This window comes from Cobetia sp. 1CM21F (assembly GCF_023161745.1).
GTDB lineage: Bacteria > Pseudomonadota > Gammaproteobacteria > Pseudomonadales > Halomonadaceae > Cobetia > Cobetia amphilecti.
The window spans coordinates 280,317-298,672 of record NZ_JALNTQ010000004.1; the positions used below are offsets into that span (position 1 = coordinate 280,317).

The window sequence follows — 18,356 nt, forward strand, 5'->3', positions numbered from 1 at the left end:
GAGGTGACTGGCTTTATGATAAGTGTCATCAGAGGGCAGCGCTGTTCGTCAGTCAGGTTTGCTCAACAACTTCGAATCAGATGGCGTGCGTTGCGCGCCAGCAAGGAGAATGCCGTGCCCCGCCGTGAGATTCTGCGTATCGCGACCCGCAAGAGCCTGCTCGCCCTGTGGCAGGCCGAACACGTCAAGGCGCGACTCGAGGCCCTGCATCCTGGCTTGAGCGTCGAGCTGGTGCCGATGTCGACGCGTGGTGACAAGATTCTCGATACCCCGCTGGCCAAGATCGGCGGCAAGGGGCTGTTCGTGAAGGAGCTGGAAGAGGCGATGCTCGATGGTCGCGCCGATATCGCCGTGCACTCCATGAAGGATGTGCCGATGCACTTCCCGGAGTCGCTGGGTCTGGCGGTGATTCTCGAGCGTCACGCCCCGACCGACGCCTTCGTGTCCAACACCTGTGCCAACTTCGATGCCCTGCCGCAGGGCGCGCGCCTGGGCACCTCCAGCCTGCGTCGTGGTCTGCAGGCCAAGGCGGCACGCCCGGACCTGGAAGTGCTGAGCCTGCGCGGCAATGTCCAGACGCGTCTCGGCAAGCTGGATGCCGGCGAGTTCGACGCCATCATCCTGGCCACCTCCGGCCTGCAGCGCCTTGAGCTGGATGCGCGCATCACCGCCGAGATGGATGCCGAGACCTGCCTGCCAGCCTGTGGTCAGGGCGCGCTCGGCATCGAGTGCAACCTGCAGGACGAGGAGATTCTAGCGCTGCTCGAGCCGCTGGCCCACGAAGACTCCAGCCGTTGCGTGTTGGCCGAGCGCGCCATGAACACGCATCTGGAAGGTGGCTGTCAGGTGCCGATCGGCGGCTATGCCGTGCTCGAGGAAGGCGGCAGCCAGCTGTGGCTGCGCGCGCTGGTCGGCAACCCCGACGGGACGGTCATCCTGCGCGCCGAAGCGCGTGGTCCGTCCGATGCGCCGGAAGCGCTGGGCGTCGCCGTCGCCGAAGACCTGCTCTCCCAGGGTGCCGGAGAGATTCTGGCGGCGGTCTACGGCGACGCTCGTGGCTGAGGTGTCAGCGATGGCAAAGGCGTCGCGTCTTGAGGTGTTGACGACGCGGCCGGGCTCGCGCGGAGCGGTTCTCGATGCGATGCTGAGTGAGGCCGGCTGCGAGGTGGAATGCCTCAAGCTGATGGCGCTCGAGGCCTTGCCGCTGGAACCCGCCGCGCGCCAGGCGATCATCGATGTCGATCTGTATCGCGGCGTGATCGTGATCTCGCCCCAGGCCGCCGGCTATCTGGCCGATTGGCTGGAGGAGTGGTGGCCACAGCTGCCTGAAGGCGTCAGTTTCTATGCCGTCGGCGCAGCCACGGCCGAAGTGCTGCATTCGCGGCTGGGCGTGCCGGTGCGTGTCCCGCCGCGCGCCACGCGTGGTGAGCATGCCGAGCGCGATGCGCCGGTCGGCACCACCAGCGAAGCCTTGCTGTCGCTGCCATCGCTCAGGATGCTTGCGGGTCAGCGCTGGTTGCTGGTGGCTGGTGAAGGTGGGCGTCCGCTGCTGGAAGAGACGCTGGTGGCACGGGGTGCTCAGGTCACGCGTCTGGCACTTTATCGACGCCTTCCGTTGGCTTTGTCGCCGCAACAGGCTGGCCGTCTGGCGGCGGGCGCGTATGATGCAATGGTGGTGACCAGCAATGAACTGCTCGAGACGGTGATGGCGTCGGTGACGCCGCAGGCCTTGCACCAACCGCTAATCGTGTCGAGCCACCGTTTGGCTACACTGGCACACGCTCATGGTTTCGAGCGCGTGACGGTCGCCGAGGACGCTTCACCCGGGGCCCTGACGCAGGCAGTACTTCGCGCCTGCGCCCCCATCAGCAAGACTCGCCATGCAGTGACCGGCGCCACTGCGCCTGGTCCGCGTGAGGCCATCGATTCCCAAGAATCCGGAAAAGGGCAAGCGTAGATGAGCAACCGAGAACACGATCAGGAAGATAACGGCTCTGCCGGCATGACGCCCGGCAAGTCGGGCGACAAGGATGCTGCCGCTCGCGCATCAGATGCTTCTTCCGCTTCCGGCGTTTCCGCCGATGACACTGCCTCTGGCCGCCCTGGCGCCGAGGCCTCCCGTTCGTCCTCTTCCTCGTCATCCGACACGGCTGATGCCCCGCGCGAGCGCCGCTCGCGAGGTGGGCGCAATCGTCGTGGGCGTGGCAAGGGGCAGGGCAGCTCCTCCTCTTCAACCTCATCCTCCACTGCCAGTGAGTCCACGCCCGTGAGCCAGACTTCAGACGACAACGCATCGACGCCTTCCGGCGCAAAATCGCCGCTTCCGGAGCGTAGCGAACCCGCCAAGGAGGCGTCTGCCGCCAAGCCGAGTGCTGACAAGGCCTCTTCCAGCAAGGCGACTCCCGGCAAGCCCTCCACGCCGGCTGGCAAGACGGCCAGCGCGGGTGGTGCAGGCCTGGGTGGCACGACGGCACCCGGCACGCCGCCGCCCGGCGAGCCGCAGGGCAAGAAGAGCAAGGCCGGCAGCATCGCGCTGATTCTCGTCATCGTGCTGGCCATCGTGGTCGCGGTGCTGGCGTGGTTCGGCTGGCAGCGTCTGAATGCGCTGCCGGATGCCCAGGGCCTCGACAAGCAGGTCAGCGAGAGCGTGACCCAGCAGGTCGGCCAGGTTTCCAGCAAGGTCGATGGCCTGTCGAGCACGCTCGAAAAGAATGAATCCCGCGTCAGCGAGCTCGACAAGCGCCTGTCCAGCGAGAGCCAGGACACCGAGCAGGCCCTCAACAAGGTGCTCGAGGAGCTCAGCAAGTCCCAGCAGACCGACGCGCGTGACTGGCACTACGCGGAAGCCGAGTATCTGCTGCGCCTCGCCAACCAGCGTCTGCAGCTGGAGCGTGACGTGAACGGTGCCGATGCGCTGCTCGAGAACGCGGATGCGCGTATCGCGGCGGCCAACAACCCGGCGCTGCTGCCGGTACGCAAGGCCATCCAATCCGAACTGGCCAGCCTGGACAGCGTGCCGCGCGTCGACCGCAGCGGTATCTATCTGGCGCTGCTCGCCGAGCAGGAACAGCTGGCGCGTCTGCCGCTCAAGCAGGACGTGGCCGAGATCGCCGCCAAGGTCGAGAACGACGCAGCGCCGACAGGCGGTTGGCAGCAGCAGCTGGCCCGCTTCGGCAACGAGCTGAAGGACCTGGTCACCGTGCGTCGTCATGACGAGGCACTGGAAGCCCTGATCACGCCGGAGCAGGAATCCTACCTGCGTCAGAACGTGCGTCTGGTGCTGGAGCAGGCGCAGCTGGCGCTGCTCAAGGAGGAGCCGAAGCTCTACCAGGCCGCCATCGACAAGGCCATCACGCTGGTCAATGGCTACTACGACACCAAGACCGATGGCGTGCAGAATGCCGTCGCCAAGCTGGAAGAGCTCAAGAGCAAGACCATCCGTCCGGAGCTGCCTGACATCTCCGCCTCTCTGAGCAAGCTGCGTGAGCTGATCGAGCGTCGCGCCCAGCAAGGGGGTGGCAACGCATGAGAGTCCTGATACTGCTGATCATCATCGGGCTGGCCATCGGTGCCCTGTTCGGGCAACTGATGCAGGCCTTCCCGGGCTACTGGCTGATTCGCGTCGGCGATACCTCGGTCCAGACCTCCTTCTGGTTCGGCTTGATCCTGCTGTTCGCGGGCTTCGTGGTGCTGCACTTCGGTCTGCGCCTGCTGTCGCGCTTCGCGCATCCGTTCTCCCGCCTCAAGGTGTGGAACAGCCGTACCCGTCACCGCAATGCCACGCGCAAGACCGTACGGGGCCTGGTGGCGCTGGCCGAAGGCCGCTGGAAGCGGGCCGAGAAGTCGCTGACCCACTCGGCGGAAGATTCCAGCACGCCGCTGGTCAACTACCTGTCCGCCGCCCTGGCCGCGCACTATCAGGGACGTTTCGAGCAGGCGGACACGCTGCTCAAGCGGGCGCACGAGTCCACCCAGGGCTCCGAGAGTGCCGTGGGTCTGGTGCAGGCGCAGCTGATGCTGGACCGCCAGCAGCACGAACAGGCACTGGCGACCCTGACGCGTCTCGACAAGCAGCTGGGCGAGCACCCGCAGGTGCTCAAGCTGCTCAAGCAGGCCTATCTGGCGGTCAATGACTGGGATGGTCTGCGTCGTCTGATGCCGCGTCTCGACAAGCAGGACCTCATCTCCCCCGAGGAGAAGAAGGAGCTGGAACAGCGTGCCTATGTGGCGCTGATCCAGCAGGCCGCGCGCAATCCGGAAGACATCGAGCGCGTGCGCAACCTGTGGGCCGACATGCCGGACCACCTGCGCACCGACGTGAATCTGGTCGCGCTCTACGCCGAGGCGCTGATCGCCGGTGGCCAGGAAGGTCTGGCCGAGCGTCTGCTGCGTCACTCCCTCAAGGAGTGCTGGGATTCGCGTCTGGTGCTGCGTTACGGCCTGCTGGACGTGGATGCACCGCGTCAGCTGGTGTATGCCGAGAAGTGGCTGCAGGAGCGTCCGAATGATCCGGACCTGCTGCTGTCGCTGGGCCGTCTGGCACTGCGCAACGCCAGCTGGGGCAAGGCTCAGGAGTACTTCGAGGCTAGCCAGCGCCAGCGTCCGAGCGGTACGGTGTGTGCTGAACTCGCGCGTCTGTTCGCCAACCTGGGCGAGCACAACAAGAGTCAGCTCTACTACCGTCAGAGCGTCGAGCTGCTGGATCGCTCACTGCCGGCCCTGCCGCAGCCGAGCAAGGACAACGCCTGAGGGGCGGCCGCCGAGTGTCAGTCAACCGTCGAGCTACAGCCGTCTAGTGCCAACCAGGGCATGCCAGGCGTCATGAAGAAGGCTGGCGGACAAGGCACTCGGCGGCTTGCACGATGTTTCCTTGTTTGATGAAAGGTATTGCCCAATTGCACCGGTCGCGCTGTCGGCCGGTGATGCAGGTTTCTCTCCGGGGTATCCACGTTCGCACGCTGTGTGACGGGATGCCCTTCTTTTTGCCCGTATGACGGGCGCTGTGGGCATTCTCGCCCAGGCTTTCGCCCTGTCAGCACGCCGCCGTGAGATGTCGGCGGGTGCATGCTGGCGTGGGCATGGCCGGTGCCGGATTTCTCGTTGCTGATCCGGCAACGATGCGTCCGGGTCTGCACGGCCGGAGCGTGAGCGTGTGGCGCTGGCTGGAAGCGATTCCTCCGTGCGATGATTCTGCGTGTCGGATGCGCCCATGCACGTGGCGCATCTACGGGCCGAGTCCGGTCCGTTTCCCCAAGCGATGATGGAGTCTGCATGTTGCATAAGTCCCTGGCCCTGATGGGCGCCTCTGTACTGGCCGTGTCACTGGCCGGTTGTGCCGCTACCGGTAACAGCTCTTCCAGCAACGCCGCCAGCTCCTCCAGCTCGTCCAGTTCCATGATGAGCCTCGCCAGCAGCATGCTGAGCAGCCAGACAGGCCAGTCCCTGCCGGCGGCCGACCTGATGTCCAGCCTGACTTCCCAGCTGGGTGTGTCCTCCACTCAGGCGCTGGGTGGCTCTGCTGCCATGCTGGCGCTGGCCCAGTCCCAGCTTGGCACCAGCGCGACCTCCGAGCTGTCCACCGACGTGCCGCAGCTGTCCAGCCTGACCAGCAGCAGCTCGCTGTCCACGCTCTCCAGCCTGGCGAGCCTGAGCGGCAACGACAATGCCACGGCATTGGCCAGCACCGTCGGCAATGTCGATGACAGCGCGTCTCTGGACAGCGCCTTCTCCGCGCTGGGCATGGACAGCAGCATGGTCTCCCAGTTCGCGCCAGTGCTGCTCAGCTACATGGGCGGCGAAGGCGTCAGCTCGACGCTGCTGAGCTCGCTGTCCAGCATGTGGGGCACCGGCTCCTGAGCCAGCCTCGTGCATGAGGTGTGAGGCAGTGTTTTATGCCCGCACATGAAAACGCCCCCGAGCCACTGGCTCGGGGGCGTTTTCGTTTCAGGACGGCTGCCTGCGCAGGCAGCCGTGTCGGGATAGTGCAGGCGCTTGATCAGTCGCCGTCGGCATCCGGTTGGGTGGTCTGACGGATGCGCTGTTCCTCGGCATCCACGACCTCCCCGTCTTCGGTGGCATGACGCGTCAGCGGATTCTCCTCGCGACGCTTGGCGACCTTGGCGGCTGCCTCGCGCTGCTCGGGAGTCTTCGGCTGACCGGCGGCCGAGCCATCGATCACGAACGGCGCCTGCATGGTGCGCACGTTGGCCGGCGGCGCGCCACCGTCCTTGTCCTGACCGAAGTACATGGTCATGTGCGGGAACGGGATCTCGATGCCTGCGGCGTCGAAGTGCTGCTTCACGAGCTTGTTGTACTCGCGGCCGATAGCCCACTGGTTGCCCGGGCTGGTCTTGATCATCACGCGGATGTTGACCGAGCTGTCGGCCAGGGCCGAGACGCCGGCGATGGTGACCGGTTCGAGAATCTCCGGACCATAGCTGCCTGCCTCGAGCTCATCGAAGGCCGCACGCAGGTGCACGATGGCGTGGTCGACATTCTCGCGATAGGAGATGCCGTATTCGCCGACATGGTAGGCGAAGTCACGCATGTAATTGGAGACGGTATCCACCGACGAGAACGGCACGATATGGAAGGTGCCGGACAGGTCGCGGATGCCCACCGAGCGGATGGTCAGGCGTTCCGCAGTACCGGTCACGCCACCGGCAGAGACCACATCGCCGGTGTTGATGGCGTTCTCCAGCTGGATGAACACCCCGGTGATGATGTCCTGCACCATCTTCTGGGCGCCGAAGCCGATCGCCAGACCCAGTACGCCGGCACCGGCCAGCAGCGGCGCGATGTCGATGCCGATCTCGGACAGCACGATCATCGCGGTGAAGACGATCATCGCGATGGCGATGGCATTGCGGAACAGCGCCAGCAGGGTTTCTACCCGCGAGGACGGCTTGCCCTTGCCGGTGTCCGGATTGAGCTTGTGCTCGATCAGGCTGGCGATGCCGACCCAGACCGCGATGGCGAAGGCGAGAATGAACAGCACATGGAAGATGCGCGATAGCAGCAGGGCACCGGCATCGGTTGCCAGCCACTCGCCGAGCGCCACGATGTGCCAGGCATTCAGCACCATGCCGACCACCACGATCAGGATGATGGCGCGCATGATGCGCAGCGCGGTGGGAATGTAGGAGTTGAGGCGCTTCTCGAGCAGCGGCAGCTGACCGCGCAGCTTGTCGGAGATCTGGATGCGCTTGCCGATCAGCTGTGTCACCACGCGCGACAGCAGAGCACCGCCGCCGATGGCGAGCAGCGTCTTGAGCGTTGCCCCCATCATGAATGGCAGCGCCTCTTCAGGCGTCGTCTGCGAGATGATGAACAGGGTGGCGAAGTAGGCCAGCGCGATCAGATGCCAGGTGCACGCCAGAATGCGCAGACACACGGCGATGAGCGCGTTGTTCGCCTCGCGGGCTTGAGTGAGCAGGCGGTCACGCAGAATGATGCGATTGCGCGAGATCACCACGATGGCCCAGACGAGGGTGATGGCCATGATCAGCAGATTGACGAAGCTGCCGACGGCCGGCGCCAGATTGTTGTTGATCATCGGCACCACGACCAGGATGCCGTAGCCGATGAAGCCGGCCAGCATGGCCAGGGAGCGGTTCCAGTACCGCGCCACGTCATCCGGCATCGGCAGCAGACGCAGCCCCTTGTAACCGGACGAGAACAGCATGCGCATCAAGGCCTTGAACAGCTCGATGACCAGATAGGCGTTCAGGAACATCGACTCGCGCTGACCGATCACGCCCTGTTCGCCATAGGCGAAGATGGCGAGCAGATAGCCGCCGAGGAAGGCGAGACCGATGACCGCGATGTCCACCACCGCCGCGACCAGTACCGCCAGCAGGGTGCGCAGCAGCGGGCTGCGGTGCTGGCCATCCAGTGACCACTGGCTGACGCGCGAGAACAGCGGCTTGGCGAGTCTGCGCAGCACGAGGAACAGCGCGATGGTCGAGATGACGACAAGCCCGAGGCTCACGGCCTCGCTGGTGAAGCGACTCCAGTCGATCTCGTCGGCGTCCTCGTTGGCCAGACCATCGAGGGTGCCCAGCATGCGGTCCAGCGTGGCGGAGAGATCCGCGACCAGGTCCTGGCTGATGGCCGCCAGCTGACGCGACAGTGACGGCGAGTCCTCGCTCAGGGTGACGTCTTCCCCCGCCACCTCGACAGCTTGTTCACTCGCCTTGCTGTCCAGCTGTCGCAGGCCTTCGATCAGGGCCTCGCGCTGACTGGGGTCTTCCAGCAGCGTGGCCAGGCTCTCATAGGAGGATGTCGCGCCATCGCCGCTGCCGTCCTCGGCCGGGGCGGCATGGGACAGGCTGCTGAACCCGAGGCTCAACACCATCAACAGCATCATCAGGGCGGACATCAGCCAGGCAGGTCGCCATGAGTCCGGTTGGCGCGAGGCAGCAAGGGCGGGAGGGGAGTGCGGGGGTGTCGGAATCGCCACAGATGGCTTCTCCATGTCGGTGAGTGTGTGAGGCGTCGGGGTAGAGAGTGAGAGCAGGCTCCGCAGGTGCATCAGAGGCTCGCAAGCGTCCCATCAATAACGCGAGGATCTGTCAGGTAGATGTTGAAGGGGCGTCACGCGCGTCCTGCGCGCACGCCGAGCGAGAGTCCATCCCTCAGTTATCGGGGCACTTGGTGCTATCCCAACCCCTGCGGGGACTCCGCCAGAGACATTCTTGCGCACAGCCTGCGGCAGGCGTCGCCAACCTTCAAGGTCTTCAGGCGCTGCTCGGGGAAGAGGCGTGACCTGCTGCCACGCAGGATGTTGCAATGTCGCGTTGCATGAACTGGTGTGGTGAGTCACAGGATGAGTCGGTATTGTTGCGATTGATTATTATTCGTTGTTCAGGTGTGATAGTCATGCGCACAGGGGCCGCCTTGCGGTATCGTCCTGCGCAGGATCACGCCTGCCTTCGCTTGAGTGCGAGATCATTTCCTTCATTTCGGAGTACTGCATGACCGTCTCGTCGACTGCTTTTACTGCTCGTGGCATGACCCGGCCTGCATGGTTCAAACAGGGCCTGATGGCGACCTTGGCGGTAGCGCTGATGGGGGCTTCCCTGTCTGCCGAGGCACGCAGTGTCGAGACGGCCTACGGTGAGCTGGACATCGAGGGCTCGCCGCAGCGTGTCGTCACCCTGTACGAAGGCGCGCTGGATGTGGCCGTCGCCAGTCAGGTGACGCCGCTGGGCACCGTGACCACGCGTGGCGGTGATGGCGTGGCGAGCTATATCCAGTCGCAGGTGCCGGACATCAAGATCATCGGCACGCCGCGTGAGTTCAATCTCGAGGCGATCGTCGCGCTCAAGCCGGACCTGATCCTGGCGCCGCCGGGCCTCGACAAGACCCAGTACCAGCTGATGTCGCGTCTGGCGCCGACCGTCGTGCCGAGCGCTTCGGCGCTGAGCCAGCAGGGCTGGAAGGAGCAGAGTCGTGTCTATGCCGAGGCGCTGGGCGAGACGGCCGAAGCGGAACTCGAGACACGTCTGGCCGCCATCGACGCTCACGCCGCGCGTCTGAAGGCCGAGATGACCACCCCGGAAACCGCCAGTCTGGTGCGTCGCATGCCGGGCGGCCTGATGGCGATGTCCGACCAGCTGTTCGCGACCGGCCTGATGGCAGCCAGCGGCTATGAGCTGGTCGGCGGTGATCTGGTCAAGCCGGGTCGCCCGCATTCCGATCCGCTCAGCGACGAGAACATGGCACGCATCGATGCGCAGACCATCTTCCTCGCCACCATGGATGACTCCTCTGATGCCGCGGTCGACGCCCTGGCGGCAGAGCCGGCCTTCCAGCGTCTCGAGACAGCGGACCGCGACAGCCTGGTCGGCGTGAATGGCCAGTTGTGGACCAGCGCCAGCGGCCCGTTGGCCGCGGAAGCACTGCTGAAGGATATCGACCGGGCGCGCGATGATGGCTAGTCGCAGTCATGTCGGTGCACGACGTTTGACCCCTGCGCTGGCAGGGGACCTCCCGCAACCGCGACGCGGGAGGTGGTATGCAGGCTGAAGAGACCTCTCCACAGGTCCGCAGGCCACGCGCACATGCCGCCCGGATGACCCACAAGGTCTCCGGGCGTCTTGCGTTGCGTCAGGTGATGCCGCTGGCCTGTCTGAGTGCCCTGCTGACCTGTCTGGCCAGCTTGCTGTGGGGGGCTGGCGATGTCGGCCCCTGGCAGGCGCTGCAGGTGCTGGCCGGACAGGGCAGCGATCAGGCGCGCTTCGTGGTGCTCGAGCTACGCGCGCCGCGTACCCTGATCGGCATGGTGGTCGGCATGATGCTCGCCTGTGGCGGCGCCCTGATGCAGGTGGTGGCACGCAACCCGCTGGCGGAGCCGGGCTTGCTGGGCGTGAGTGCCGGGGCCTCCTTTGCCGTGGCCGTGGCCTTGTTGCTGGGGATGGAAGCGACCGGCATGCACGTGATGGTGGCGCAGAGTGGTGCGCTGCTGGGCTGCCTGTTCGTGATGAGCACCGTGCGGATGAGCGGCGCACGTCAGGACCCGGTGCGTCTGGTGCTGGCCGGCGCGGCGCTGTCGAGCCTGCTGGTGGCGCTGACGTCTCTGGCCTTGCTGATCGACCAGCGCGCGGCCGACGAGATCCGCTTCTGGGTGATCGGCAGTCTGGCCGGGCGCTCGCTGGAGGCGCTTTACAGCAGCCTGCCCAGTATCCTGCTCGCGGTGCTGCTGACGCTGTGGCTGGCGCGGCCGCTCTCCGCGATGGTGCTGGGTGAGCAGGTCGCCAGTGGCCTGGGCCATCATCCCAAGCGCGTGCGCAAGGTCGCGATCCTGGTGGTGGCGCTGCTGGTCGGTGCCGCGACGGCCCTGGCAGGGCCGGTGGCCTTTGTCGGCCTCGCCGTGCCCTATGTGGCGCGAGCGCTGTGCGGCGCCGATGTGCGGCGCACGCTGTGGCTGTGCCTGCCGCTGGGCGTGACCATGCTGCTGAGCGCCGATGTGGTCTCGCGGCTGGTCGTGCCGCCCTCGGAGCTGCCGCTGGGGGTACTGACGACCCTGATGGGCGCGCCCGTGCTGATTGCCGTGGTGCGTGCCCGCCGTCTGCCCACCCTGTAGCGACTGGTGCCTCTGGCGCTTGCGGCGTGAACGATGATGGAGGCCAGGCTGGCGCGCGTGCCGGCGCCATCGCCTCCTTGCTTGAATCGACCGGCCCTGTCAGGCGTTGTCCTGACAGGGCCTTGTTTGGAATCGATGATGTCTAGACCTTCACCGCTTGATCCCCTTCGCTCGGCCCCCACAGGCACGCTCTGGTGGCGACATGGCAAGCTGTCCCTGCTGCTGTTGCGTGCGCCATTGCTGGCGGCCGGAATACTGCTGCTGGCGCTGCTGATGGCCAGTGTCGCCTCGCTGATGCTGGGCAGTGCCGGCCTCGGGCCGTGGGATGCCTTCAAGGCGGCCTTCGGGCACGGCGAGTTCGCCACCGTCTTCGTGGTGCAGGAACTGCGCCTGCCGCGCCTGCTGGCCGGTATTGCCACAGGCGCTGCCTTCTCGCTGGCGGGCTGTCTGATGCAGACCCTGGCCGGCAATCGCCTGGCGACGCCGGGCATCATCGGCATCGACAATGGCGCGACCGCCTTCGCGGTGGCCTCCGTGGTCGGGATGGGCATCTCGCTGGCGCCGCCGGTGATGGCGTTGAGTGGTGCCGTGATCGCCACTGCGCTGGCCTTCGGGCTCTCCGGCGGCATCGGCACGCGCGGTTATCGCTTCCTGGTCGCCGGTATCGGGGTCGGGGCGCTGTTCGGTGCCGGGACGCAGCTGATGCTGGCAAGAGTCTCCATCGATGCCGCCAACAGTGCCTATCCGTGGACGGTCGGCAGCCTCAATGCGCGTGATGCCGATTCGCTCACCTGGCTGGGGCTGGCCCTGCTGATCGGCGTGCCGATCGCGCTCTGGCTGGGACGCGGGCTGAATACGCTGCGCTTCACCGACCGCGTGGCGACCGGGCTGGGGCAGCCGGTGTCGCGTGTACGCCTGATCACGCTGTGGCTGTCGGTCGTGCTGACGGCGGCGGCCGTCGCGGTGGCCGGGCCGGTAGGTATGGTGGCGCTGGTGGGCCCCGAGATCGCACGCTACCTGTCGCGCCACAAGGGCGTGCCGCTGTTGGCTTCGGCGCTGGCCGGTGCGCTGGTGATGGTGCTGGCCGACCTTGCCGGACGTACCCTGCTGTCGCCGCTGGAAATCCCGGTAGGTATCGTGATGGCCGTGGTCGGCAGCCCTTATCTGCTGTGGATACTGCTGCGCAGCCCGCGCTAGCCGTTGCCCCTATTTTCCTGCTGAGCGGTCCAGGGCCAGCCCTTGTCGCTCAGCGTCGCACGACATGTTTCAGCGGCTGATGATGTTCCAGCGGCCGATGATGTTTCAGGAGAGTGCGCCATGAGCGCTGAGACGATGCTTGATCCGCGAGCGATGAATTCCCCGGCCGATCGCCACGCCGCGGCTACCACCGACACCCTGCGAGCGAACGAGCTGTCGCTGGGCTACGGCGCGCGCCAGCGCCATGTCACCGTGATCGATTCGCTGACCCTGGGGCTGCCCGACGGCAAGGTGACGGCGATCGTCGGGCCCAACGGCTGTGGCAAGTCGACACTGCTGGCAGGGCTGGCTCGCCTGCAGTTGCCTGAGTCAGGCGCGGTGTTGCTGGAAGGCAAGGACATTCACGCCTATAAGCGGCGCGAGGTGGCCCAGCGCATCGCGCTGCTGCCTCAGGAGACGCATTCGCCCGAGGGGGTGACGGTGCATGAGCTGGTGCGTTTCGGTCGTCAGCCCTATCAGGGTGCGCTGAGTCAGTGGTCAGAGGAAGATCAGCGGCTGGTGGCCGAGGCGATGGCCGCCGCCGACATCGAGAGCCTGGCGGACCGTGAGCTGGCCTCGATGTCCGGTGGGCAGCGCCAGCGTGCCTGGATCGCCATGGCGCTGGCACAGCAGACGCCCTTGCTGCTGCTGGATGAGCCGACCTCGGCGCTGGATCTCGGCCACCAGATCGAGGTCTTCGAGCTGATCCAGCGTCTGGCCCATGAAGAGGGCAAGACCATCGTGATGGTGGTGCATGACCTGGCCAGCGCCTGCCGCTATGCCGACCACATCGTGGCCATGCACGCAGGTCGCGTGATCGCCGAGGGTGCGCCCGCCGAGGTGGTGACGCCGGAGCTGGTGCGCAAGCTCTATGGGGTCGAGTGCCGCCTGATCCCCGATCCCGACACTGGCACGCCGCTGCTGATCGGTGTACGCCGCACCAGCGAGCGCTTGAGCGGCAGCGCGACCTGAACCCGAGACTGTGGCCATGACGGGCGCTGTGGCGCCTGCGTGGCCGCTGCCGGGCCTTGAGAAGGCCTGAAGAGGGTGACTTGAGAGAGCGGTCTGCCTCTGACAGGAAAGCCCCAGCCAGAACAAATCGCCCACAAACAGAAAGGCCTCCCCGAAGGGAGGCCTTTCTGTCACGGATATGGTGGAGGCGACGGGAGTCGAACCCGTGTCCGCCGGCACTCCGCCTTCGGCTCTACATGCTTAGTTTCATTATTTGATTTAACACGACTGCCGCCAATGAACAGGCTACAGCAATGCGATTCTCTGAGTTTTAATCTCGACCTTAGAGACGTCGGCCAAGACGATCCTGTTTATACGGGCTCGTTCTCAATCCACCTTGAACAGGCGCAACGGTATCATGAGCAGCTTATGCAGCTAGAGCGTAGTTGTCGTCGTTTGCGACTATATATTTGCAACGTTTTATTTACGAGATACGTTACGATCTCGGCATGCACCTCAGGGTTTGCCACCAGCGTCGAATGCCAGAACGCCCCCATAACAGTGTTACCACTTTACTGCGTTGCTACGTCTTCATCATAACAGGTGGGGACTGTGCTACGCCAGTTCAAGCGTTCAGGAAAATTTCTGACCTGACAGTAGCTTGCTGGCGTGAGCTGCCTCACGCTGCCCTCAGCGGTCGCGCAGGATACGGGCCTTCTGACGGTTCCAGTCACGGTCTTTCTCGGTGGCGCGCTTGTCGTGCAGCTTCTTGCCTTCCACCAGCGCGATCTCGCACTTCACGATCGCATTCTTCCAGTACAGCTTGACCGGCACACAGGTGTGGCCCTTGTCCTGGGTACGCGAGAAGATGCGTGCGATCTGCTTCTTGTGCAACAGCAGCTTGCGCGTGCGCTGCGGGTCCGCCACCGCATGGGTGTTGGCGGTTTCCAGCGGGTGGATGTGGCAGCCCAGCAGCCAGGCTTCGGCATTCTTGATCACGATATAGGTATCGGTCAGCTGGCCCTTGCCTGCGCGCAGCGCCTTCACTTCCCAGCCTGCCAGTACCAGACCCGCTTCGAAGGTTTCCTCGATGTGATACTCGTGGCGTGCCTTCTTGTTCTGGGCGATCAGATTGCCGCCCTGTTCGGGTTTCTTTTTCTTGCCCATGTTGCCTCATTTGTCGTGTGCGCCTGCCGTCATCCAGTGTGGATATGGCACATCCTTCTGGATGGGGGGAGGCGTGTTACCATTCAAGGCCAGACGGCACTTCATGCGCCGGCCCATTGTTCATGATACGCATGCTGCGTATCCAAGTCAGCGGAGAGCTAGATGCCTACGGTCAACCGGTCTGCCCTGGTGCGGCATTCGGCCCGGGCAATGTTCGATCTGGTCAATGATTTCGAGCGTTATCCCGAATTCCTGTCCGGCTGCAGCAACGCGGAATTGCTGGAACGTGATGAGGACCATCTCAAGGGCAGGCTCACCCTGTCCAAGGCAGGCATGCAGCAGAGCTTCGTTACGCGCAATGACCTGTATGCCCCCGAGCGGATAGAGCTGAACCTGGTCGATGGCCCCTTCAAGCGCCTGCAGGGGACCTGGCTGTTCACGCCACTGGGCGAAGACGCCTGCAAGGTCTCGCTCGAGATGGACTTCGAGTTCAGCAATCGCCTACTGGGCATGGCGTTCGGCAAGCTGTTCAGTCAGGTCGCCGCTCAGATGGTCGAGGCCTTCACGCGCCGCGCTGACCAGATCTACACCCAGCGCTGACACCTGGCCGTTGGCCAGGGTGCAACGCCGCGCAGGTGATATATCGCACAGGTGGTATATAAAGGTGGCGAGAGCAAAGGAGCAGACATGACAGACAGAATCACGGTCGAGGTGGCCTATGCGCTGCCCGACAAGCAGAAGATCGTCTCGCTGGCGGTCGCCCCCGGTACCACGGCGCGCGAGGCCGTGCGCATGGCGCGTCTGGAGCAGCACTTTCCGACGATTGCCGCCGAGGTGTTTCTCGAGGCGGACCTGGGTATCTTCGGCAAGGCGCTGCGCAAGCCCGATGAGCATGTGCTGGACGCCGGGGACCGGGTCGAGGTCTATCGCGCCTTGATCACCGACCCCAAGCTTGCGCGCAAGCGGCGCGCCGACAAGGCCGCTCGCGCCGCTCAGTAAGACGAGAGACAGGCGAGAATCAAAAACAGCGGGGCACCTTTCAAGGTGCCCCGCTGTTGTTCTGGCTTGTCACTGAGTGAAGAGGACAGTGATCAGCGCTCTTCAGGCAGGTCGGCTGCGCCTGCCTTGGGTTCAGCACGGTTAGGCTGTGCCGCGCGAGGGTCGATGTCCAGGTCCGGCACGATGACGGTTTCCTGGTCGATGTCGCCGCTCTTGTCGATGTTGGAGAGTGAATCGCCTGCGAAGGTCAACGTCACGCGCTTGTTGATGATTTCGCCATCCGCTTTCTTGAGGCGATAGACGTAGTCCCAGCTATCCTCACTGAAGGGGGCGGTCAGCAGCGGTGAGCCCATCACGTAGATGACCTGTTCGCGGCTCATGCCCGGCTTCAATTGCTCGACCATTTCCGGCTTGATCAGGTTGCCCTGAGGAAGGTCGCGCTTGTAGACGCTGAAGTAGCTGCACCCGGTGAGCAGCGACAGGGCGCTGCAAAAGGCGACTGTTTTGATCAAGTTTTGCATTTGCCCTGAAGATTCCCTATCGTTTTGCCTTGGCCGATCATACCTGATACATCAAGCGACTGCGAAGAGTACCCCAGCATGGCCGATCAGAACCATGAACTGCGCAAGGCGGGACTCAAGGTAACCCTACCGCGAGTCAAGATCCTGCAGATCCTCGAGAAATCGACGGATCGACACCTGAGTGCCGAGGACGTGTACAAGGCGTTGCTTGAGGCTGGCGAAGATGTCGGTCTGGCGACGGTTTATCGTGTGCTCACCCAGTTTGAAACAGCGGGACTGGTGATGCGTCACAACTTCGATGGCGGTCACGCCGTCTTCGAACTGTCCCAGGAAGAGCACCATGACCACATGGTATGTCTGGACAGCGGCGAGATCATAGAGTTCTGTGATCCCGAGATCGAGCGCCGTCAGCGCGAGATCGTCGAGGAGCACGGCTATGAGCTGGTCGAGCATGCGCTAGTGCTCTACGTGCGCCCCAAGGGCGACAAGAGCGATAGCTGACGCGGGTTGCGTCAGGGATGACGTGGCCGGAGAGCCTTCTCCGGCCAGATACACGAACGGCCGCCCTCAGGGCGGCCGTTCGTGTATCTGGCGTTCATGTTTCCTCAATCCATGACTCTGGCGTTCGTCTTGTTGAGGAGCGTCATTGGACGAATGGACGTCGCTGGCAGTGCATGAACGGCGACGGCGACTTTGACGACAGCGCTCAGTGGCGGCTGTCGGCAGCGCCCAGCATCTCGCGGGCATGGGCGAGGGTCTGCTCGGAGAGATGAATGCCGCCCAGCATGCGTGCCAGCTCGCGCACGCGGCCGCTTTCATCCAGCAGCGCCATATGGGTGCGGGTCGTGTCCTTCTCGGCCTGCTTCTCTATATGCAGGTGCTGATGCGCCTGTGCGGCGACCTGCGGCAGGTGCGTGACGGTCAGCACCTGGCCCTTGTCGCCCAGGCGACGCAGCAGCTGACCGACGATCTCGGCGGTGGCGCCGGAGATGCCGACATCGACTTCATCGAAGACCAGGCTGGGGATGGTCGAGCGACTGGCAGCCACGACCTGGATCGCCAGTGACACACGCGAGAGCTCGCCGCCGGAGGCCACCTTGGCCAGCGCACGTGGCGGCTGGCCCGGGTTGGCGCTGATGCGGAAGTGGATACGCTCCATGCCTTCCGGCTGCGGGCGCTCCCGCGCCTCGATGGCGACCTCGAAGGTGGCCTTGCCCATGCCGAGGAAGGCCAGCTGGTCCTGGATGTCGCTGGCCAGTTGCGGGGCGGCCGTGGCGCGTTTGGCGCTTACCTCACTCGCCAGCCCCTTCCAGGCCTCGCGACGCTGAGCCACTTCTTCGCGCAAGGCTTCGATGGCCTCCTCATCGCCACCCAGGCCGTCGAGTTCTTCGCTCAGGCGCTGATGAAGGCCATGCAGCTCGTCCGGCATCACATGATGCTTGCGCGCGATCTGGTGAATGCGGCTCAGGCGCTCATCGACGAAGGCGAGACGCTCGGGATCGAGTTCGGTGACTTCCACGAAGCGGTGCAGCTCACGTGCCGCTTCTTCTATCTGGATGCGCGCTTCCTCGAGCATGCCCAGCGCACTGGCCAGTGAGCCGTGTTCGTTGCCCGGCAGATGCGCCAGGCGCGCCAGGGCCTGGTTGAGGCGCGGCAACGCACCTTCTTCGTCGTGATCACAGCATTCGGCGGCGGACTGCGCCTCGGCCAGAATCTGCTCGGCATTGGCCAGCGTTTCCTGCTCCTGCTCCAGGGCTTCCAGCTCCCCTTCGCACAGCGCCAGTTCATCGAGCTCCTCGACCTGATAGCGCAGCAGCTGGCGGCGCGCACGCACCTCATCGCCATCATTGCTCATGCGCTTGAGGCGACGATGCGCCTCCTGCCAGTGACGGAAGTCCTCGCGCAATTGGGCAGCCTGAGTCTCCAGGCCCGCATATTCGTCGAGCTGACGCAGATGCGTCTCTTCCTTGAGCAGGGAGTGATGGGCGTGCTGGGAGTGGATGTCGATCAGGTGCTCGCCCAGCTCGCGCAGGTCGGCGATGGTGCAGGGCGTGCCGTTGATCCAGGCCTTGGAGCGGCCGCTGGCGGTGATAACGCGACGCAGCAGGCAGTCGTCGCTGCCCAGTTCGCGCTCATCCAGCCACTGGCGGGCGTCGCCAAGCTCACTGATATCGAAACGCGCGATGAGGTCGGCGCGGTCGGCGCCATGGCGCACGCTGCCGGCATCAGCACGCTCGCCCAGGCACAGGCCAAGGGCGCCGAGCAGGATGGACTTGCCGGCACCGGTCTCGCCGGTGATGGCGGTCATGCCGCGGCGGAAATCGAGTTCCAGCGTTTCGACGATGGCAAAATCTTGGATGGCGAGTTGCAGCAGCATGACTACCTCCGAGGGGGGC

General features: G+C 64.7%; 16 protein-coding genes and 1 other RNA gene. 12 read left to right on the forward strand and 5 right to left on the reverse strand.

What is annotated here, in order from left to right; all coding sequences use genetic code 11:
- Positions 1-114 precede the first annotated feature (114 nt).
- The 5 genes from hemC (at position 115) to MSG32_RS14480 (ending at position 5,856) form a co-directional block, all read left to right on the forward strand.
- Positions 115-1,062, forward strand: a complete 948-nt coding sequence (gene hemC / locus MSG32_RS14460) for a hydroxymethylbilane synthase (protein ID WP_043333340.1) — start codon at positions 115-117, stop codon at positions 1,060-1,062.
- 10 nt (positions 1,063-1,072) lie between these two features.
- Complete coding sequence (locus MSG32_RS14465; RefSeq protein WP_248380404.1) at positions 1,073-1,957, forward strand: uroporphyrinogen-III synthase; 885 nt, start codon at positions 1,073-1,075, stop codon at positions 1,955-1,957.
- Positions 1,958-3,529, forward strand: coding sequence for a uroporphyrinogen-III C-methyltransferase (locus MSG32_RS14470; RefSeq protein ID WP_248380406.1), 1,572 nt, complete (start codon positions 1,958-1,960; stop codon positions 3,527-3,529).
- Positions 3,526-4,749, forward strand: coding sequence for a heme biosynthesis HemY N-terminal domain-containing protein (locus tag MSG32_RS14475; RefSeq protein ID WP_043333341.1), 1,224 nt, complete (start codon positions 3,526-3,528; stop codon positions 4,747-4,749). Before MSG32_RS14470 ends, MSG32_RS14475 begins: the two co-directional genes overlap by 4 nt.
- A gap of 522 nt (positions 4,750-5,271) precedes the next feature.
- Positions 5,272-5,856 (forward strand): DUF2780 domain-containing protein, encoded by a 585-nt coding sequence (locus MSG32_RS14480; protein WP_159055812.1) that lies wholly within the window; start codon positions 5,272-5,274, stop codon positions 5,854-5,856.
- Positions 5,857-5,995: 139 nt separating this feature from the next.
- Here the strand turns inward: MSG32_RS14480 and MSG32_RS14485 are convergent, their stop codons facing one another.
- The gene (locus tag MSG32_RS14485) at positions 5,996-8,380 is read right to left on the reverse strand and encodes a mechanosensitive ion channel domain-containing protein (RefSeq protein ID WP_248380408.1); all 2,385 of its coding nucleotides are present in this window, start codon (positions 8,378-8,380) and stop codon (positions 5,996-5,998) included.
- 664 nt (positions 8,381-9,044) lie between these two features.
- Here MSG32_RS14485 and MSG32_RS14490 point away from each other — a divergent pair.
- The 4 genes from MSG32_RS14490 (at position 9,045) to MSG32_RS14505 (ending at position 13,294) form a co-directional block, all read left to right on the forward strand.
- Positions 9,045-9,941, forward strand: coding sequence for an ABC transporter substrate-binding protein (locus MSG32_RS14490; protein ID WP_248380410.1), 897 nt, complete (start codon positions 9,045-9,047; stop codon positions 9,939-9,941).
- A 176-nt stretch (positions 9,942-10,117) separates the two neighbouring features.
- Complete coding sequence (locus tag MSG32_RS14495; protein WP_043333495.1) at positions 10,118-11,086, forward strand: iron ABC transporter permease; 969 nt, start codon at positions 10,118-10,120, stop codon at positions 11,084-11,086.
- A 138-nt stretch (positions 11,087-11,224) separates the two neighbouring features.
- A complete protein-coding gene (locus MSG32_RS14500; RefSeq protein ID WP_082388719.1) occupies positions 11,225-12,283 on the forward strand; it encodes an iron ABC transporter permease in 1,059 nt (352 codons plus the stop codon).
- Positions 12,284-12,436: 153 nt separating this feature from the next.
- The gene (locus MSG32_RS14505) at positions 12,437-13,294 is read left to right on the forward strand and encodes an ABC transporter ATP-binding protein (protein WP_054556486.1); all 858 of its coding nucleotides are present in this window, start codon (positions 12,437-12,439) and stop codon (positions 13,292-13,294) included.
- Between the two features lie 179 nt (positions 13,295-13,473).
- On the opposite strand, the gene ssrA is transcribed toward MSG32_RS14505, so the two are convergent.
- Positions 13,474-13,828: a transfer-messenger RNA gene (ssrA, locus tag MSG32_RS14510) on the reverse strand.
- A 135-nt stretch (positions 13,829-13,963) separates the two neighbouring features.
- A complete protein-coding gene (gene smpB, locus MSG32_RS14515; protein ID WP_043333345.1) occupies positions 13,964-14,440 on the reverse strand; it encodes an SsrA-binding protein SmpB in 477 nt (158 codons plus the stop codon).
- A 162-nt stretch (positions 14,441-14,602) separates the two neighbouring features.
- Here smpB and MSG32_RS14520 point away from each other — a divergent pair, with 162 nt between their 5' ends.
- Positions 14,603-15,040: a type II toxin-antitoxin system RatA family toxin gene (locus tag MSG32_RS14520; RefSeq protein WP_043333347.1), complete on the forward strand. Its 438-nt coding sequence runs from the start codon at positions 14,603-14,605 to the stop codon at positions 15,038-15,040.
- An 87-nt stretch (positions 15,041-15,127) separates the two neighbouring features.
- Entirely contained in the window at positions 15,128-15,439 is a 312-nt protein-coding gene (locus MSG32_RS14525) for an RnfH family protein (protein ID WP_043333350.1), read from the forward strand.
- 92 nt (positions 15,440-15,531) lie between these two features.
- Here MSG32_RS14525 and bamE read toward each other — a convergent pair whose 3' ends face one another.
- On the reverse strand, positions 15,532-15,960 hold the full coding sequence (gene bamE, locus MSG32_RS14530; protein WP_052384519.1) for an outer membrane protein assembly factor BamE: 429 nt from the start codon (positions 15,958-15,960) through the stop codon (positions 15,532-15,534).
- A 78-nt stretch (positions 15,961-16,038) separates the two neighbouring features.
- Between bamE and fur the strand changes: the two genes are divergently transcribed.
- Entirely contained in the window at positions 16,039-16,461 is a 423-nt protein-coding gene (gene fur / locus MSG32_RS14535; protein WP_043333352.1) for a ferric iron uptake transcriptional regulator, read from the forward strand.
- Positions 16,462-16,666: 205 nt separating this feature from the next.
- Here fur and recN read toward each other — a convergent pair whose 3' ends face one another.
- The gene (gene recN, locus MSG32_RS14540) at positions 16,667-18,337 is read right to left on the reverse strand and encodes a DNA repair protein RecN (protein ID WP_107335699.1); all 1,671 of its coding nucleotides are present in this window, start codon (positions 18,335-18,337) and stop codon (positions 16,667-16,669) included.
- Between the last annotated feature and the right edge of the window lie 19 nt (positions 18,338-18,356).

What these genes read in the sequence shown, in the direction of transcription:
- MSG32_RS14485 (WP_248380408.1), bottom strand. Translation starts at nt 8,380, where the DNA reads ATGTCCGCCCTGATGATGCTGTTGATGGTGTTGAGCCTCGGGTTCAGC.
- MSG32_RS14525 (WP_043333350.1), top strand. Translation starts at nt 15,128, where the DNA reads ATGACAGACAGAATCACGGTCGAGGTGGCCTATGCGCTGCCCGACAAG.
- MSG32_RS14520 (WP_043333347.1), top strand. Translation starts at nt 14,603, where the DNA reads ATGCCTACGGTCAACCGGTCTGCCCTGGTGCGGCATTCGGCCCGGGCA.
- MSG32_RS14470 (WP_248380406.1), top strand. Translation starts at nt 1,958, where the DNA reads ATGAGCAACCGAGAACACGATCAGGAAGATAACGGCTCTGCCGGCATG.
- recN (WP_107335699.1), bottom strand. Translation starts at nt 18,337, where the DNA reads ATGCTGCTGCAACTCGCCATCCAAGATTTTGCCATCGTCGAAACGCTG.
- MSG32_RS14500 (WP_082388719.1), top strand. Translation starts at nt 11,225, where the DNA reads ATGTCTAGACCTTCACCGCTTGATCCCCTTCGCTCGGCCCCCACAGGC.
- MSG32_RS14505 (WP_054556486.1), top strand. Translation starts at nt 12,437, where the DNA reads ATGAATTCCCCGGCCGATCGCCACGCCGCGGCTACCACCGACACCCTG.
- MSG32_RS14480 (WP_159055812.1), top strand. Translation starts at nt 5,272, where the DNA reads ATGTTGCATAAGTCCCTGGCCCTGATGGGCGCCTCTGTACTGGCCGTG.
- smpB (WP_043333345.1), bottom strand. Translation starts at nt 14,440, where the DNA reads ATGGGCAAGAAAAAGAAACCCGAACAGGGCGGCAATCTGATCGCCCAG.
- MSG32_RS14490 (WP_248380410.1), top strand. Translation starts at nt 9,045, where the DNA reads ATGGCGACCTTGGCGGTAGCGCTGATGGGGGCTTCCCTGTCTGCCGAG.
- fur (WP_043333352.1), top strand. Translation starts at nt 16,039, where the DNA reads ATGGCCGATCAGAACCATGAACTGCGCAAGGCGGGACTCAAGGTAACC.
- bamE (WP_052384519.1), bottom strand. Translation starts at nt 15,960, where the DNA reads ATGCAAAACTTGATCAAAACAGTCGCCTTTTGCAGCGCCCTGTCGCTG.
- MSG32_RS14465 (WP_248380404.1), top strand. Translation starts at nt 1,073, where the DNA reads ATGGCAAAGGCGTCGCGTCTTGAGGTGTTGACGACGCGGCCGGGCTCG.
- MSG32_RS14475 (WP_043333341.1), top strand. Translation starts at nt 3,526, where the DNA reads ATGAGAGTCCTGATACTGCTGATCATCATCGGGCTGGCCATCGGTGCC.
- MSG32_RS14495 (WP_043333495.1), top strand. Translation starts at nt 10,118, where the DNA reads ATGCCGCTGGCCTGTCTGAGTGCCCTGCTGACCTGTCTGGCCAGCTTG.